Genomic DNA, 15,562 nt, shown 5'->3' with positions numbered 1-15,562 from the left:
GCCCGCACGCAGCCTCCAGCGAGCGCCGGAGGGGTGCGAAAGAGCGCTTTGACTAACCGCTCTTGTCCCGATTGGCAAGGTCCCGGATGGGGAGATTTTCGCGTATTTTCACACCTCTTACTGTCATTCCGGGGCGCGACGAAGTCGCGAGCCCGGAATCCATAACCACCAGCCTGGGTTATGGATTCCGGGTCCGGCCCTTTGGGCCGTCCCGGAATGACAGAAGACTATCGGCCGCTGGCCGATCAGGCCCGCGCCCGCTCGTTGCGGATGGAGAGGAGTTCCACGGGGCGGTCGGGGATGACGATCCGGAAGGTGGCCCCGATGGTGCCTTCGACCAGATGGATGTCGCCGCCATGGGCGCGGACGAGCTCGGCGGCAATGGCGAGGCCGAGCCCGCTGCCGCCGGGGCGGCCGGAGGTCTGGAACGCCTCGAACAGATGCTCCCGGGTCCTCTGGGGCACGCCCGGGCCGGTATCTGAGACCTCCAGGATGGCGACCGCGCCCTCGCGCTTGCCGGTGATCCGGATCTGTTGCGGGCCGCCGTCGCCGGAGGAATGGCTCTCCAGCGCCTGGGCGGCGTTGCGCACGAGGTTGAGCAGCACGCGAAACAGCTGGTCGGGATCGGCATCGACAGCGAGCCCGCGCTCGATCGCGGCGACCCAGGCAATCGAGACGTCGTTGGCAAGACCCGCGGTCTCGCGCACCTCGACGACCACAGGCTCGATCAGCATCATGCGGCGGTCGGGCGCGGCCTCCTGGGCGCGGCCGTAGGACAGCGTCGACTGGCAGAAGGCGATGGCGCGCTCGAGCGAACGCACGAGCTTTGGCGCAAAACGCTGCACCCGCGGATCGGGCACGCTGGCGAGTTGGTCCGACAGCAGCTGCGCCGAGGCCAGCAGATTGCGCAAATCGTGGTTGATCTTGGAGACGGCGAGGCCAAGCGCGGCGAGCCGGCTCTTCTGATGCAGCATCGACATCAGGTCGCGCTGCATGTCCGACAACTCGCGCTCGGCGACGCCGATCTCGTCGCTGCGCTGGCTCGGAACGATGATCCGCGCCGAGCTTTCGGGGTTCTCGTGGAAGCCGACCAGGCTCGCGGTCAGCCGCCGCATCGGCCGCACGAAGAGATAATGGAGCGCGAGATAGACGAGGCCCGCGGTCAGGACGCCGATGATCAGTGCGACCACCACGACGTTGCGGGAGAAGCGGTACATCGACTGCCGCAGCGGCAGATCGTCGGTCACGATCTCGATGAACTGGGCGTTGCCGACGCCGGGGCCGACGACGCGGATCGGCTGGTTGCCGGTCTCCAGCATCATCTGGAACGAGCCGGTGATGGCCTGCCACACCGTCATGTCGCGCAGGTCGATGTCGTGCTCGATCGTGGCGGGCAGATTGTCACTGGCGAGCAGGCGGCGCTGCTGGCCCATCTTGATCGCGACCCCGCGCGCATTGATGCTCTTGAGGATTTCCCGCGACAGCGAATCCGGCACCATGCCGAGCGGCGCGGCATCGAGCACCAGCGCCGCCGTGTTGGCCGCGGCGACGCGGTCGTTGAGTCGGTTGACCCAGAAGTTGGCGATCGCCGGCACATAGAGCAGGACGGCCGCGATCATCACCAGGGGGACGGTCAGCAGCAACAGCTTGCCGGACAGGCCAAGCCCATCCGGTCCGCGGGATCGCGTCACCGGCTGATCCGCTGGCCGATCCGGATCCTGGTCCCTAACTCGATCCAGATCTTGGGTCTGTTGGGTCGGCTGCTGGAGGTCTGTCGCTATCACGAAATTCGCCCCTGCTGGCCTTCTGATAGAGCTCGACTGATGGAGGATGCGACCCGCCCCCCGGGGAGGTCAAATTACAGATCGCTAATCTGCCAAGGTCGGATGTAGGCGCTGATACCGCTACTCGCCACCTCATGGGTTAAAAACCCCAAGGAAACAGCGATATTCACCGGAACTGTGCGGTCCTGCGACGTTGACGAAAACAAGACGCTCCCTTATAAGCCGGCCAAATTGTCCGCGATGGCCCGGTGCGACACCGGGAGCGGCTCTTCTGGGGCCGGAAATGGCTCATTTTGGGCCGCATCTTCCGGACTTTATCATCAATTCTACAGGCAAATTGCCCGGTCAGCGGAGAAAAACCCGTGAAGCGGACTTATCAACCCAGCAAACTGGTGCGCAAGCGCCGCCACGGCTTCCGGGCCCGTCTCGCGACCGCCGGCGGTCGCAAGGTTCTGGCCGCGCGCCGCGCTCGCGGCCGCAAGCGTCTGAGCGCCTGAGCCGGACCCCTTTTTGGGATTTCATTATGGATCGGCTGAGGCAGCGGGCGGATTTCCTCGCCGTTGCCAATGGCGCGCGGGTGAATAGTCCCGCGTTCGTCCTGCAAAGCCGTGGTCGCGACGACTCTGGCCCGATCCGGATCGGCTTCACCGTTACCAAAAAGAACGGCAACGCCCCCGAGCGCAATCGCATCCGGCGCCGGCTTCGCGAACTGGTGAAGCGGCTCGATCCGGTGTCGATGCAACCCCATCATGATTACGTGCTGGTCGGCCGCAGGGACGCGCTCTCGCGCGACTTCACGACCATGCTCGACGATCTGCGCATAGCGTTCACGAAGCCCGCGCGGCATACGGCCAAAGGACCTAACAAGGGACAGGTAACGGGACGCGGGCCAAAGCCTGATCCAAGCCCTGATCCAAGACCTGATCCAAGCTCTGGCCCAGCCGCCAGCCGCAAACCGGATTGATGACGAGACCACAGTGATGACTGACAATCGCAATACCATCCTCGCCGTCATTCTCTCCGGCCTGGTTCTGATCGCCTGGCAATATTTCTACAACGTGCCGGCAATGGAGAAGCAGCGCGCCCAGCAACAGACGCAGGCCGAGCTCCAGAAGACCGCGCCGCAGCCGACGGCGTCTGCAACGCCGGGCGCCACGCCGCAATCAGGCAGCGCGCCTGCGCCGACCACCGCGCCGGGCGCGAACCAGCAGGCCCAGCCGGCCGTCAGCCGCGACGCCGCGATTGCCGCGAGCCCGCGCGTCAAGATCGATACGCCGCGCCTCGCCGGCAGCATCTCGCTGAAGGGCGGCCGCATCGACGACCTCGCGCTGCTGCAGTTCCGCGAGACCGTCGACCCGAAATCGCCGCCGATCATTCTCTATTCGCCTTCCGGCACGGCAGAGCCCTATTACGCCGAGTTCGGCTGGGTGGCGGCAACAGGCGTGACGTCGAAGATGCCTGATGCTCAGACCGTCTGGCAGCAGGAGGGCAGCGGCAGCCTGACGCCGAATTCGCCGGCGGTGCTGAAGTGGGATAATGGCGAAGGCCTCACCTTCCGCCGCACCATCTCGGTCGACGATCACTATCTCTTCACCATCAAGGACGACGTGAGCAACGTCGGCAACGCGCCGGTCACGCTCTATCCGTTCGCGCTGATCTCGCGCCACGGCACGCCGCAGGTGTCGGGCTATTACATCCTGCACGAAGGCCTGATCGGCTATCTCGATGGCCTGCAGGAATACGCCTACAAGAAGATCGACGAAGCCAAGTCGGTGAGCTTCAAGGCCACCAATGGCTGGCTCGGCATGACCGACAAGTACTGGGCCTCGGCGCTGTTGCCCGACACCAGCGCACAGCTTCAGGCGCGGTTCTCCTCGAACCTTAACGGCAACGTCCATACTTACCAGACCGACTATCTGCTCGATCCCGTCACCGTCGCGATCGGCGGCACGACGACGGCGAACGCACGGCTGTTCGCCGGTGCCAAGGAAGCCGGCGTGGTCGGCGTGTTCCCGTTCGCAGGGCTCGGCGGCTACAACAAGGAGCTCGGGCTGAACCATTTCGATCTGTTGATCGACTGGGGCTGGTTCTACTTCATCACCAAGCCGATGTTCCTCGGCCTCGACTTCTTCTACCGCTTCTTCGGCAATTTCGGCATCTCGATCCTGCTCGTGACCGTGATCGTGAAGCTCTTGTTCTTCCCATTGGCGAACAAGTCCTACGCCTCGATGGCAAAGATGAAGTCGGTCCAGCCGCAGCTTCAGGCACTCAAAGAGCGCTATCCCGACGACAAGGTGAAGCAGCAGCAGGAGATGATGGAGATCTACCGCAAGGAGAAGATCAATCCGGTCGCCGGCTGTCTTCCCGTGGTGATCCAGATCCCGGTGTTCTTCTCGCTCTACAAGGTGCTGTTCGTCACCATCGAGATGCGGCACGCGCCGTTCTTCGGCTGGATCAAGGACCTCTCCGCGCCCGACCCGACCAATCTGTTCACGCTGTTCGGGCTGATCCCGTTCGATCCGACCACGCTGCCGGTGTTCGGCCACTATCTCGCGCTCGGGATCTGGCCGATCATCATGGGCATCACGATGTGGTTCCAGATGAAGCTGAACCCGACGCCGCCGGATCCGACGCAGCAGCTCATCTTCAACTGGATGCCGCTGATCTTCACCTTCATGCTGGCCGGCTTCCCGGCGGGCCTCGTGATCTACTGGGCCTGGAACAACACGCTCTCCGTGCTCCAGCAGAGCTTCATCATGCGCCGCAACGGCGTGAAGGTGGAGTTGTTCGACAATCTCAAGGCGACGTTCGCGAGGAAGGCGACGTAGTCGTCGTCATTGCCGGGCGCAAATGCCTCCACATCGTCATGCCCGGGCTTGTCCCGGGCATCCACGTTTTGGAGGGTACTGTGTGGATGGACGTGGATGGCCGGGACAAGCCCGGCCATGACGAAGGGTGAGGCTTTCGCATGACCGACGACAAAGATGCGAAGCTGATCGAGGCCGGGCGAAAGCTGTTCGCCCGCGACTGGCAGTTCATCTGGGCCTCGCCCTCGATTCAAACGCTGCCGCCGATGGCGGGGCTGGAGATCGCCTTTGCGGGCCGCTCCAATGTCGGCAAGTCGAGCCTGATCAACGCACTGACCGGCCGCAACGCGCTCGCGCGCACCTCGCATACGCCGGGCCGCACCCAGGAGCTGATCTTCTTCGAGGTCCCGGGCAAAACCGATCTGCGCCTCGTCGACATGCCCGGCTATGGCTATGCCAAGGCACCGAAGAGCCAGGTCGCGTCCTGGACCGAGCTGATCCACAAATTCCTGCTCGGACGCACCTCGCTCGCGCGCGTCTATGTGCTGATCGACGCACGCCACGGGCTGAAGGATGTCGACCTCGAGGTCCTTGGGACGCTCGACCGCTCGGCCGTCAGCTACCAGATCGTGCTGACCAAGGCCGACCAGGTGAAGGCCTCCGAGCTGCAGACGCGCATCGCCGAGACCGAGGCCGCGCTCGCCAAGCGTCCGGCCGCGTTCCCGAACGTGCTCGCGACGTCTTCACGCGAATCGGCCGGCATGGCCGAGCTGCGCGCCGCGATGGCAAAGCTCTTGGAAGAGCGGACCAAGTGACGGCTCGTCTGCTGATCGCCCTTGCCGGATTGATGGGCGCCGCCGGCGTCGCGCTGGCCGCCGCCTCCGCCCACGGCGCCGACGCCAGCCGGCTTGCCTCCGCCAGCGCCATGCTGCTGTTTCATGCAACGGCCATATTGGCCTGCGTCGCCCTGCTCGCGCGCGGCCTTCTGCACGGCGGAATTGGCCTGATTGCCGCGACCGGCTTCGTGATCGGCGCCGCGCTGTTCGCCGGCGACCTCACTGTGCTGCAATATGCCGGCCATTCGCTGTTTCCATTCGCGGCGCCGACCGGCGGAACGCTGATGATCTTGAGCTGGCTGGCGGTGACGCTGGCGGCGGTGGTGGCGACGCGGGAATAGTGGTTCTTCCTTCTCCCCTTGTGGGAGAAGGTGGCGCGAAGCGCCGGATGAGGGGTCTGCCTCCGCGGATAGAGACCCCTCACCCGTCTCGCCGCTATCGCGGCGATCCACACTCTCCCACAAGGGGAGAGGGGGAAGAACATCACTTTGCGCCTCGCCCGCCAATCAGATAGAACGCTGGCCGCGTTAGTCCCGCCAGCGAGATCCGCCTCATGACCGAAATCTCCCCGCTCGACCAGGCCCGCATCCTGTCCGAAGCGCTGCCGCACATGCAGCAGTACGACGAGGAAACCATCGTCATCAAATATGGCGGCCATGCCATGGGCGACGAGGAGACCGCGAAGAATTTTGCCCGCGACATCGTGCTGCTCGAGCAGACCGCGATCAACCCGGTGGTGGTGCATGGCGGCGGGCCGCAGATCGCGACCATGCTCAAGCGCCTCGGTATCGTCTCGGAGTTCGCAGCCGGCCTGCGCATCACCGATGCCGCGACCATCGAGATCGTCGAGATGGTGCTCGCCGGCTCCGTCAATAAGCAGATCGTCGGCTACATCAACGAAGCCGGCGGCAAGGCCGTGGGGCTATCAGGCAAGGACGCCAACATGGTGAAGGCGTCGAAGACGACGCGCACCATCATCGATCCGGATTCGCACATCGAGAAGGCGGTCGATCTCGGCTTCGTAGGCGACCCTGAAAAGGTCGATCTCACGCTGCTCAACCAGCTGATCGGCTACGAGCTGATCCCGGTGCTGGCGCCGCTCGCGACCTCGAAGGACGGCCAGACGCTGAACGTCAACGCCGACACCTTTGCCGGTGCGGTCGCCGGCGCGCTGAAGGCCAAGCGTCTCTTGCTGCTCACCGACGTGCCTGGTGTGCTCGACAAGTCGAAGAAGCTGATCCCGCAGCTCTCGGTGAAGGACGCGCGCAAACTGATCGCCGACGGCACCATTTCCGGCGGCATGATCCCGAAGGTCGAGACCTGCATCTACGCGCTCGAGCAGGGCGTCGAGGGCGTCGTCATCATCGACGGCAAGATGCAGCACGCGGTGCTGCTCGAGCTATTCACCAACACGGGCACGGGAACGCTGATACATAAGTGAGCGGCGAGAAGACGAGAGATTCCGTCATGGCCGGTCAAGAGCGGCGGCATCGCCGCTCGCCTCTGACGCGTCTCCTGATGACACTGCCGGCCGCTGCCGTGTCGTTCGTCTTCTCCTCCGCGCCGGCCTTCGCCGACCTCAAGATCTGCAACCGCATGTCCTACGTCGTCGAGGCCGCGATCGGCATCGACGACAAGGCGGCGACGGCGACGCGAGGCTGGTTCAGGATCGATCCGGCGACCTGCCGCGTCGTGGTGCAGGGCACGCTGACCGCCGACCGCATCCTGCTCAACGCCCGCGCGCTCGGCGTCTATGGTGCGTCACCGATCCCGCAGAACGGCAGCGACACGCTGTGCGTGGCGCAGGACAATTTCGTCATCGCGGCCGCGCGGCAGTGCCGCACCGGCCAGACCCAGGCCGCCTTCACCCAGATCACGCCGACGCAAGGCGACAACGGCAATCTCGTCGCCTATCTCGCCGAGGATTCCGAATATGACGACGAGCAGGCGCGGCTCGCCGGCATCCAGCGGCTGCTGGTGATCGCAGGCTACGACATCGGCGCGATCGACGGCGTCGACGGACCGAAGACGCAGGCCGCACTCGCGGCGTTCCTGAAGAGCCGCGGATTGCCGACCGACGTGATTTCGTCGCCGAATCTCTTCAAGACCATGGTCGATGCGGCGCAGGCGCCGTCCCCGAGTGGCCTGACCTGGTGCAACGACACGCCGCACAAGGTGATGGCGGCAGTCGCGACTGACGACGGCAAGTCGGTGACGAGCCGCGGCTGGTACCGCATCGATCCCAGGACCTGCCTGCATCCCGACGTCGCCGGCCAGCCAAAGCAGATCTTCAGCTTCGCGGAAGCCATCGATGGCGACAACCGCGCCATCAAGCTGAAGGACAGACCGCTGAACTGGGGCGGCGACAAGCAGCTCTGCACCCGCGAGACCAAGTTCGAGACCAACGAGCAGACCGATTGCGGCGCGCGTGGATTTGCGGCCACGGGTTTTGGCGTGGTGGACATGTCGAGCGGCGGCAAGACGCTGCGGTTTGCCGTGCCGTGATTGAGAGAGCTCTGATGAAATCCCCCCGCGCCTTCGCCCACATCGACACCTGGGTGTTCGACCTCGACAACACGCTCTATCCGCATCACGTCAATCTGTGGCAGCAGGTCGATGCGCGGATCGGCGAGTTCGTGTGCAACTGGCTGCAGGTCGGCCCGGAAGAAGCGCGCAAGATCCAGAAGGACTATTACCAGCGCTTCGGCACCACCATGCGCGGCATGATGACCCTGCATGGCGTGCGCGCTGACGATTATCTCGCTTACGTGCACAAGATCGACCATTCGCCGCTGGAGCCGAACCCGGCGCTCGGCGCGGCCATCGCAAAATTGCCGGGGCGAAAACTGATCCTGACCAACGGCTCGGTCGACCATGTCGATGCGGTGCTGGCACGGCTCGGCCTCGGCTCACATTTCGACGGCGTGTTCGACATCATCGCCGCCGAATTCGAACCCAAGCCGGCGGCGCAGACCTACCGGAAATTCCTCGACCTGCATGCGGTCGACCCGACCAAGGCCGCCATGTTCGAAGACCTCGCCCGCAACCTCACCGTCCCGCATCAACTCGGCATGACCACCGTGCTGGTGGTGCCTGACGGGACCAAGGAAGTGGTGCGAGAGGATTGGGAACTTGAAGGCCGCGATGCGGCCCATGTCGACCACGTCACGGACGATCTGGCGGGGTTTTTGCAATCGCTCGCCGCCTGAGCGCAACCACGCGAGGAGCGAAGGTGCCCCGGAAGCCGGACTTGCCTGCTGCGGACCTGCCCGAAATCGAATGGGATGATCTGCGCTATTTTCTGAATCTCGCGCGCGAGAAGAGCCTGTCCGGCGCAGCACGGGCACTCGGCACGACACAGCCGACCATGAGCCGCCGGCTCGAACTGTTCGAGAAGAAGCTCGGCGCGGTGCTGTTCCAGCGGAAGCCATCCGGGCTCGAGCTTACCGAGACCGGGCGGAAGATCCTCGACCATGCCGGCAACATGGAAGAGGCCGCGCTTGCCGCGCAGCGGATTGCGACCGGCAGCAACGCCGGGATCAGCGGCACCGTCCGCGTGACATCGGCCGAATGGATCGGCGCGCGGATCCTCTCGCCGCTGCTGGCCAGGTTCTGCACCATACATCCGGGGATGGGCGTCGAGCTCGTCACCGACGCCGAGGTGCTGAGCCTGACCCGACGCGAGGTCGACATTGCCGTGCGCTTCACACGTTTCCAGCAGGACGGGCTGGTGCAACGGAAGATCGGCAGTCTTCCCTTCGCCCTCTACGCGGCGCCTGACTATCTCGAGAGGCGGGGCCTGCCGGATTTCAAGCGAGGCGGCGCCAACGCCGTCCTTGTTGCAATGAATGCGGCACTTGCCGAAACAGTCGCCGAGACTAAATGGCTGCGCCAGCATTTTCCGAATGCTCACATTGCCTTTCGCAGCAACAGTCGCGATGGCCAGGCGGCGGCCGCTGCCAGCGGGGCCGGTTTGGTCTGCCTGCCGACACGTCTCGCCGCGGGCTATCGCGAGCTGCGCGCCATCACGACGCCGACGCCGCTTCCGAGTCGCGATGTGTGGCTCGGATTTCACCGCGACACGCGCGCCATCCCGCGGGTGCGCAGTATCGTGGACTTCCTGGCCGAACACGCACATCAATTCCGCTGACGATTTCGGCTCGACGTATGGTGGCCATACGGCGACAGGCGATGGGCGTCGCCGCGACCGCCAACTATCTCTTCCTCAACGCCACCTGTGATCGAGGAGATCCGCAATGTTGGACTGGAAGACTTATCAAGGCGAACTGCTGGCGCGCATCGGGGATATCGGCAAGCTGAATCCGGAGACAGTCAAGGGCTATCGCGCGCTGAGCGCCGCCAGCGCGCAGACCGGCCGGCTTGACGGAAAGACCCGCGAGCTGATCGCGCTCGCGGCCGCTGTCACGGCACGCTGCGACGGCTGTATCGCCGTGCACGCCCATGCCGCAGCGAAGTACGGCGCAAGCCGCGAGGAGCTCGCGGAAGCACTGGGCGTCGCGGTCGCGATCGGAGCCGGCGCCGCACTGGTGTATTCCGCGCGAACCCTCGACGCATTCGAGGCGAACAAGGCGGCGGAGCAGAATGAAGGGGCCGTCCGATGACAGACCCAGCTCGTCGTGCTGTTGCCTTTTCGGAGCCCGGCAGCCCGGCCTCTTCGTTCCAGCACATGCGCGTCAGCACACAGCCGGTCGAGGAGGTCGTGACGCGCCTCAAGGAGAAGATCGTTGCGGCCGATCTCTGGGTGCTGCACGAGATCAATCCGCAGATGCTGCTGCATCGCGACGGCTATGACATCGGCGCGGCGCGGCAGATCCTGTTCTTCCATCCACGCCTGATGTGGCGCCTGCTGGCGGCCGATTCGGCGGCGCTGCTCGAGGCGCCGCTGAAGTTCGCGGCGATCGGCTTCCCTGAGGAGCGAACCGAGCTGCGCTGGCTCGATCCCCGTCAGGCCTTTGCGCGGTACGGCTCGCCGGCACTGGCCACGCTTGGCGAAGAACTGGCCGGGATTTGCGAGGGCATCGTCACCGGCCTTGGCCTCTGAAATGCCGGCGAATGGGCCATGTGCCACGCGCGTTGGCCAGCCCCGGAATATCCGCCGAGAGCGTTCTTGACTCTCCCGGCCCAAATCCCGAAAAAGCCCCCTCGTTTTGCCCTCAAATAACTCCAGTTTCGAGGAAGCCCTCCGATGTCCCTGTCCGCCCTGGAATCCACCATCAACAGCGCCTTCGACGCACGCGACGGCATCTCGACCTCGACCAAGGGCGAAGTGCGCGACGCCGTGAACCAGTCGCTGGAGATACTGGACAAGGGCGAGGCGCGCGTTGCCGAGCGCGGGGCCGACGGCAAGTGGAAGGTCAATCAGTGGCTGAAGAAGGCCGTGCTGCTCTCCTTTCGCCTCAACGACATGGACGTCATTCCCGGCGGCCCGGGCCAGGCGAACTGGTGGGACAAGGTGCCCTCGAAGTTCGAAGGCTGGGGCCCGAACCGTTTTCGCGATGCCGGTTTTCGGGCGGTGCCGGGCGCCGTGGTGCGCCGCTCGGCCTTCATTGCCAAGAACGTCGTGCTGATGCCGTCCTTCGTCAATCTCGGTGCTTACGTCGATGAGAGCACCATGGTCGACACCTGGGCCACCGTCGGCTCCTGCGCGCAGATCGGCAAGCGCGTGCACATCTCCGGCGGCGCCGGCATCGGCGGCGTGCTCGAGCCGCTCCAGGCCGAGCCCGTCATCATCGAGGACGACTGCTTCATCGGCGCGCGCTCCGAGGTCGCCGAGGGCGTCATCGTGCGCAAGGGCGCGGTGCTGTCGATGGGGGTGTTCCTGGGGGCCTCGACCAAGATCGTCGACCGCGAGACCGGCGAGATCTTCATGGGCGAAGTGCCTGAGTATTCGGTGGTGGTGCCCGGTGCGCTGCCCGGCAAGCCCATGAAGAACGGCCAGATCGGCCCGAGCACCGCCTGCGCCGTCATCGTCAAGCGCGTCGACGAGCGCACGCGTTCGAAGACCAGCATCAACGAGCTGCTGCGGGATTAATACCAGACTCATGACCGATGCCCTCTCTATTGCCCGCGATCTCATCCGCTGCCCCTCGGTAACCCCGGCTGACGCCGGCGCGCTGCGGGTGCTTGAACAAGCCCTCAATGCAGCCGGCTTCACCTGCCACCGCGTGACGTTCAGCGAACCCGGCACCGCCGATGTCGATAATCTCTATGCGCGGATCGGCAACGAGGGCCCGCACATCACCTTCGCCGGCCACACCGACGTGGTGCCGCCCGGCGACGAGAGCGCCTGGAGCGTCGGTGCCTTCTCGGGCGAAGTGAAGGACGGTTTCCTGCACGGCCGCGGCGCTGTCGACATGAAGGGCGGCATCGCCTGCTCGGTCGCCGCGGTGCTCGAGCATCTCACTGCCAACGACGGCAAGCCGCGTGCGGACGGAAAAGGTTCGATCTCGTTCCTGATCACGGGCGACGAGGAAGACGTCTCCATCAACGGCACCATCAAGCTGCTCAAATGGGCGGCCGAGCGCGGCGAAAAGTTCGACCATTGCGTGCTCGGCGAACCCTCCAATGTCGAAACGCTCGGCGACACCATCAAGGTCGGCCGCCGCGGCTCGCAGTCCGGCACTCTGTACGTCGACGGCGTGCAGGGCCATGTCGCCTATCCGCATCGCGCGGCCAATCCGGTGCCGGATATTGCGCGGCTGATCGTTGCCATCAGCGACGAGCCGCTCGACCATGGCAGCGCGCAGTTCCAGGCGTCCAATCTCGAATTCACCTCGGTCGACGTCGGCAACAAGGCCAATAACGTCATCCCCGGCGAAGCCCGCGCAAAATTCAACATCCGCTACAACGACAACCATACGCAGGCGAGCCTGCGCGAGCTGGTCGAGACGCGCCTGACAAAAGCCTGCGGCAACCGCATCCGCGCCCGCATCGTCTGGGAGCCGTCGAACTCCAACGTGTTCGTGACCAAGCCGGGGCCGTTCACCGACCTCGCCGTCTCCGCGATCGAAGAGGTCACGGGCCGCAAGCCGGAGCTGTCGACCTCAGGCGGCACCTCGGATGCGCGCTTCATCTCGAGCTATTGCCCGGTGATCGAGTTCGGCCTGGTCGGCCAGACCATGCACCAGATCAACGAGCGCGTGCCGGTGGGAGATTTGGAGAAGCTGACGAAGGTGTATCGGGGGATTTTGACGCGGTATTTTGCCTAGGGCTGTGAGGCTATCTGGCTGCCGCCAATCACTCCTCCGTCATGCCCGGGCTTGTCCCGGGCATCCACGATCTTTGATGCCTCAAGAAAGATAAGATCGTGGATGGCCGGGACAAGCCCGGCCATGACGACGTGGCGAGAGTACGGGCACGTCTCACTGCGTGATCGTGTCGTACAGATCCTTCCATTCGGGATTATCCTTGAGGATCAGCCTGACCTTCCAGGTCCGTGACCAATGCTTGATGTTGTGCTCGCGCTGGATCGCGGTCTGGATGTCTTCGTAGCGCTCGAAATAGACGAGCAGCTTGACGCCGTACTTCTTGGTGAAGCCAGGCACGAGTCCATTTCGGTGCTCGTAAATGCGACGAACAATATCGTTCGTCATACCGGCATATGAAATGCCGTTGGCCGCGCTCGCCAGGATGTAGACCCATCCGCCATGCATGGTCGCATGTTGACGCACGTGGATGGCCGGGACAAGCCCGGCCATGACGACGGAGGCGGCATCACGCTCAATAATCCACCTTCACCAGATACAGCCCCTCCGGCGGCGCGACAATGCCGCAAGCGGCGCGGCTGCGGGCTGCAAGCGCTGCGGAGAGATCGTCTGCGGTCCAGCGGCCTTCGCCGACCCAGACCAGCGATCCCACCATCGAGCGCACCTGGCTGTGCAGGAACGAGCGCGCCGAGGTGACGATGACGATCTCGCGGCCGTCGCGCAGCACGTCGAGCTGGTCGAGTGTCTTCTCCGGCGACCTGGCCTGGCACTCGGTGTCGCGGAAGGTCGTGAAATCGTGCTTGCCGAGCAGGCGCTGTGCCGCTGCATGCATCGCATCCGCATCGAGCCGGCGCGGCACGCGCCAGGCATGGCCGATGTCGAGCGCAAGATTGGCGCGGGTATTGATGACCCGATAGCGATAGTGGCGCTTCACGGCCGAGAAGCGCGCCTCGAAAGTATCAGGTACAATGTCGGCTTCGAGGACCGCGATGGGATGCGGACGCAGATGCGCATTCAAGCCGTCGCGAAAACGCCCCGGTGGAAACTGCTTCTCGATGTCGACATGCGCAACCTGGCCGCGCGCATGGACGCCGGCATCGGTGCGGCCCGCACCATGCACGCGCGCGTCCGCGCCGGTCATCGCCTTCACGGCCGCTTCCAGCGCGCCCTGCACCGAAGGCAGCGTCTCCTGCACCTGCCAGCCGAAGAAGGGTGCGCCGTCATATTCGATGGTGAGCTTGTAGCGGGGCATCTCAATCCGGGTGGTGTCATTGTCCGGCTTGACCGGGCGATCCAGAACTCCGCAGCTTATCGGTTCGAACCGAGAAGTCTCAGCGTACTGGATACCCCGCCTTCGCGGGGTATGACAGCGTTAGGTGAATTTGGCTCCTGCCTTCAACGGCACACCCCGCAAGAAGTCCACGGCCTGCATCCGGGCCTTGCCCTCGCGCTGCAGCTCGAGGATGCGGATCGCGCCCTCGCCGCAGGCGATGGTAAGCTGGCCATCGAGCACCTCGCCCGGCGCACCGGAGCCATTCGCCAGTTCGCAGCGCAGGATTTTTACGCGCGCATTCTCCGTGACGCCGGCAAGCTCGGCCCAGGCGCCGGGAAACGGCGACAGGCCGTGGATGTCGCGCAGCACCGCGTGCGCGGGCTTACTCCAGTCGATCCGCGCCTCCGCCTTGTCGATCTTGGCGGCGTAGGTGACGCCGTCCTCGCTCTGCTTCTTGAGCTGGAGGCCGCCGCGGTCGAGCGCGGCCATCGCGCGCACCGTCAGATCGGCACCAAGCCGGGACAGGCGATCGTGCAGATCGACTGCGGTCATGTCATCGGTGATCGCGAGGCGCTCGGCCATGGCGACGTCGCCGGTGTCGAGGCCGACATCCATCTTCATCACCATCACGCCGCTCTCGGCATCGCCGGCCATGATCGCGCGATTGATGGGGGCTGCGCCGCGCCAGCGCGGCAGCAGCGAGGCGTGCAGGTTGTAGCAGCCGAGCTTTGGCGCATTGAGGATCGCCTGCGGCAGGATCATGCCATAGGCGACGACGACGGCCGCATCGGCGTCAAACGCGCGAAACTCTTCCAGCGCTTCCGGTGTCTTCAACGTTTTCGGCGTCAGCACGGGAACGCCGAGTTTTCGCGCGGCTTCCTCGACCGGGGTCGGTTGCAATTGCAGCCCGCGCCGCCCGCCCGGCTTCGGCGCGCGGGTGTAGACAGCCACGATCTCGTGGCCATGCGCGACGAGCTCGAGCAGCGTCGGCACGGAAAAATCGGGCGTGCCCATGAAGATCAGGCGGAGGGACATCGACGGAGAACCTTACTCCGCGCGCTTGGCGGCTTTCTCGAACTTCTTGATCACGCGGTCGCGCTTGAGCTTCGAGAGATAGTCGACGAACAGCACGCCGTTGAGATGGTCGATCTCGTGCTGGATGCAGGTGGCGTAGAGGCCTTCGGCGTCCTCCTCGTGCACCTTGCCGTCCAGATCCGTGAAGCGCACGCGCACCTTCGCCGGCCGCTCGACCTCCTCGTAATATTCGGGGATCGACAGGCAGCCTTCCTCGTAGACAGACAGATCCGCGGAAGACGCGATGATCTCGGGATTGATGAAGACGCGCGGCTCCGGCCTGGTCTCGCCGTCCTGGTCGGGCTTGGCAAGGTCCATGGTGATCAGCCGCAGCGGCTGCGCGATCTGGATCGCTGCAAGCCCGATGCCGGGTGCGTCGTACATGGTCTCGAACATGTCGTCGGCAAGCTTGCGGATCTCCGGCGTGACCTTCTCGATCGGCTTGGAGACCAGACGCAGCTGCTTGTCGGGCAGGATGATGATTTCTCTGAGGGCCATGGCGGGCGATTTAAGCCGCGCGCGACAAGCGGTCAATGCGGCCGGGAGCGCGTTAACGGTCCGC

General features: G+C 64.7%; 18 protein-coding genes. 13 read left to right on the top strand and 5 right to left on the bottom strand.

Annotated features, from left to right (window positions below):
* Positions 1-245: 245 nt before the first annotated feature.
* Positions 246-1,691, bottom strand: a complete 1,446-nt coding sequence (locus ABID58_RS26815; protein ID WP_187434683.1) for a sensor histidine kinase — start codon at positions 1,689-1,691, stop codon at positions 246-248.
* Between the two features lie 455 nt (positions 1,692-2,146).
* On the opposite strand from ABID58_RS26815, the gene rpmH reads away from it, so the two are divergent.
* The 13 genes from rpmH (at position 2,147) to dapE (ending at position 12,656) form a co-directional block, all read left to right on the top strand.
* A complete protein-coding gene (gene rpmH / locus ABID58_RS26810) occupies positions 2,147-2,281 on the top strand; it encodes a 50S ribosomal protein L34 (RefSeq protein ID WP_008542748.1) in 135 nt (44 codons plus the stop codon).
* Between the two features lie 26 nt (positions 2,282-2,307).
* Entirely contained in the window at positions 2,308-2,748 is a 441-nt protein-coding gene (gene rnpA, locus ABID58_RS26805) for a ribonuclease P protein component (protein WP_148749806.1), read from the top strand.
* Between the two features lie 16 nt (positions 2,749-2,764).
* Positions 2,765-4,612, top strand: a complete 1,848-nt coding sequence (gene yidC / locus ABID58_RS26800) for a membrane protein insertase YidC (protein ID WP_354035759.1) — start codon at positions 2,765-2,767, stop codon at positions 4,610-4,612.
* Between the two features lie 140 nt (positions 4,613-4,752).
* Positions 4,753-5,406, top strand: coding sequence for a ribosome biogenesis GTP-binding protein YihA/YsxC (yihA, locus tag ABID58_RS26795; protein ID WP_354035758.1), 654 nt, complete (start codon positions 4,753-4,755; stop codon positions 5,404-5,406).
* A 32-nt stretch (positions 5,407-5,438) separates the two neighbouring features.
* Positions 5,439-5,768: a DUF423 domain-containing protein gene (locus ABID58_RS26790; RefSeq protein ID WP_354035848.1), complete on the top strand. Its 330-nt coding sequence runs from the start codon at positions 5,439-5,441 to the stop codon at positions 5,766-5,768.
* 212 nt (positions 5,769-5,980) lie between these two features.
* Positions 5,981-6,868, top strand: a complete 888-nt coding sequence (gene argB / locus ABID58_RS26785) for an acetylglutamate kinase (protein ID WP_148749803.1) — start codon at positions 5,981-5,983, stop codon at positions 6,866-6,868.
* Between the two features lie 77 nt (positions 6,869-6,945).
* Positions 6,946-7,932, top strand: coding sequence for a DUF1036 domain-containing protein (locus ABID58_RS26780; RefSeq protein WP_148749973.1), 987 nt, complete (start codon positions 6,946-6,948; stop codon positions 7,930-7,932).
* Positions 7,933-7,946: 14 nt separating this feature from the next.
* Complete coding sequence (locus tag ABID58_RS26775) at positions 7,947-8,636, top strand: pyrimidine 5'-nucleotidase (protein ID WP_354035757.1); 690 nt, start codon at positions 7,947-7,949, stop codon at positions 8,634-8,636.
* 23 nt (positions 8,637-8,659) lie between these two features.
* A complete protein-coding gene (locus tag ABID58_RS26770; RefSeq protein WP_354035756.1) occupies positions 8,660-9,577 on the top strand; it encodes a LysR family transcriptional regulator in 918 nt (305 codons plus the stop codon).
* A gap of 106 nt (positions 9,578-9,683) precedes the next feature.
* A complete protein-coding gene (locus ABID58_RS26765; protein ID WP_354035755.1) occupies positions 9,684-10,049 on the top strand; it encodes a carboxymuconolactone decarboxylase family protein in 366 nt (121 codons plus the stop codon).
* A complete protein-coding gene (locus ABID58_RS26760; protein ID WP_354035754.1) occupies positions 10,046-10,489 on the top strand; it encodes a DUF302 domain-containing protein in 444 nt (147 codons plus the stop codon). Before ABID58_RS26765 ends, ABID58_RS26760 begins: the two co-directional genes overlap by 4 nt.
* A gap of 144 nt (positions 10,490-10,633) precedes the next feature.
* A complete protein-coding gene (gene dapD, locus ABID58_RS26755; RefSeq protein WP_354035753.1) occupies positions 10,634-11,479 on the top strand; it encodes a 2,3,4,5-tetrahydropyridine-2,6-dicarboxylate N-succinyltransferase in 846 nt (281 codons plus the stop codon).
* A gap of 10 nt (positions 11,480-11,489) precedes the next feature.
* Positions 11,490-12,656 (top strand): succinyl-diaminopimelate desuccinylase, encoded by a 1,167-nt coding sequence (gene dapE, locus ABID58_RS26750; protein ID WP_354035751.1) that lies wholly within the window; start codon positions 11,490-11,492, stop codon positions 12,654-12,656.
* Between the two features lie 153 nt (positions 12,657-12,809).
* Here dapE and ABID58_RS26745 read toward each other — a convergent pair whose 3' ends face one another.
* The 4 genes from ABID58_RS26745 to def all read right to left on the bottom strand — a co-directional run bounded on the left by ABID58_RS26745 (position 12,810) and on the right by def (position 15,498).
* Entirely contained in the window at positions 12,810-13,145 is a 336-nt protein-coding gene (locus ABID58_RS26745; protein ID WP_354035750.1) for a GIY-YIG nuclease family protein, read from the bottom strand.
* A gap of 22 nt (positions 13,146-13,167) precedes the next feature.
* A complete protein-coding gene (truA, locus tag ABID58_RS26740; RefSeq protein WP_354035749.1) occupies positions 13,168-13,905 on the bottom strand; it encodes a tRNA pseudouridine(38-40) synthase TruA in 738 nt (245 codons plus the stop codon).
* A 120-nt stretch (positions 13,906-14,025) separates the two neighbouring features.
* Complete coding sequence (fmt, locus tag ABID58_RS26735) at positions 14,026-14,961, bottom strand: methionyl-tRNA formyltransferase (protein WP_354035747.1); 936 nt, start codon at positions 14,959-14,961, stop codon at positions 14,026-14,028.
* Between the two features lie 12 nt (positions 14,962-14,973).
* A complete protein-coding gene (gene def, locus ABID58_RS26730; protein WP_354035746.1) occupies positions 14,974-15,498 on the bottom strand; it encodes a peptide deformylase in 525 nt (174 codons plus the stop codon).
* Positions 15,499-15,562: the final 64 nt, after the last annotated feature.

Origin of the sequence: Bradyrhizobium sp. S3.2.6 (assembly GCF_040546885.1) — a bacterium.
Classification (GTDB): Bacteria; Pseudomonadota; Alphaproteobacteria; order Rhizobiales; family Xanthobacteraceae; genus Bradyrhizobium; species Bradyrhizobium cytisi.
Note: the sequence above shows the minus strand (reverse complement) of the source record. Positions and strands in the feature narration are given on the sequence as shown.

Bases quoted from the DNA above. Each gene is read 5' to 3' on its own strand.
- ABID58_RS26745 (WP_354035750.1), bottom strand. From the start codon at position 13,145: ATGGCCGGGCTTGTCCCGGCCATCCACGTGCGTCAACATGCGACCATG.
- dapD (WP_354035753.1), top strand. From the start codon at position 10,634: ATGTCCCTGTCCGCCCTGGAATCCACCATCAACAGCGCCTTCGACGCA.
- fmt (WP_354035747.1), bottom strand. From the start codon at position 14,961: ATGTCCCTCCGCCTGATCTTCATGGGCACGCCCGATTTTTCCGTGCCG.
- def (WP_354035746.1), bottom strand. From the start codon at position 15,498: ATGGCCCTCAGAGAAATCATCATCCTGCCCGACAAGCAGCTGCGTCTG.
- ABID58_RS26775 (WP_354035757.1), top strand. From the start codon at position 7,947: ATGAAATCCCCCCGCGCCTTCGCCCACATCGACACCTGGGTGTTCGAC.
- ABID58_RS26760 (WP_354035754.1), top strand. From the start codon at position 10,046: ATGACAGACCCAGCTCGTCGTGCTGTTGCCTTTTCGGAGCCCGGCAGC.
- ABID58_RS26765 (WP_354035755.1), top strand. From the start codon at position 9,684: ATGTTGGACTGGAAGACTTATCAAGGCGAACTGCTGGCGCGCATCGGG.
- dapE (WP_354035751.1), top strand. From the start codon at position 11,490: ATGACCGATGCCCTCTCTATTGCCCGCGATCTCATCCGCTGCCCCTCG.
- ABID58_RS26790 (WP_354035848.1), top strand. From the start codon at position 5,439: ATGGGCGCCGCCGGCGTCGCGCTGGCCGCCGCCTCCGCCCACGGCGCC.
- rnpA (WP_148749806.1), top strand. From the start codon at position 2,308: ATGGATCGGCTGAGGCAGCGGGCGGATTTCCTCGCCGTTGCCAATGGC.
- yidC (WP_354035759.1), top strand. From the start codon at position 2,765: ATGACTGACAATCGCAATACCATCCTCGCCGTCATTCTCTCCGGCCTG.
- truA (WP_354035749.1), bottom strand. From the start codon at position 13,905: ATGCCCCGCTACAAGCTCACCATCGAATATGACGGCGCACCCTTCTTC.
- yihA (WP_354035758.1), top strand. From the start codon at position 4,753: ATGACCGACGACAAAGATGCGAAGCTGATCGAGGCCGGGCGAAAGCTG.
- argB (WP_148749803.1), top strand. From the start codon at position 5,981: ATGACCGAAATCTCCCCGCTCGACCAGGCCCGCATCCTGTCCGAAGCG.
- ABID58_RS26780 (WP_148749973.1), top strand. From the start codon at position 6,946: ATGACACTGCCGGCCGCTGCCGTGTCGTTCGTCTTCTCCTCCGCGCCG.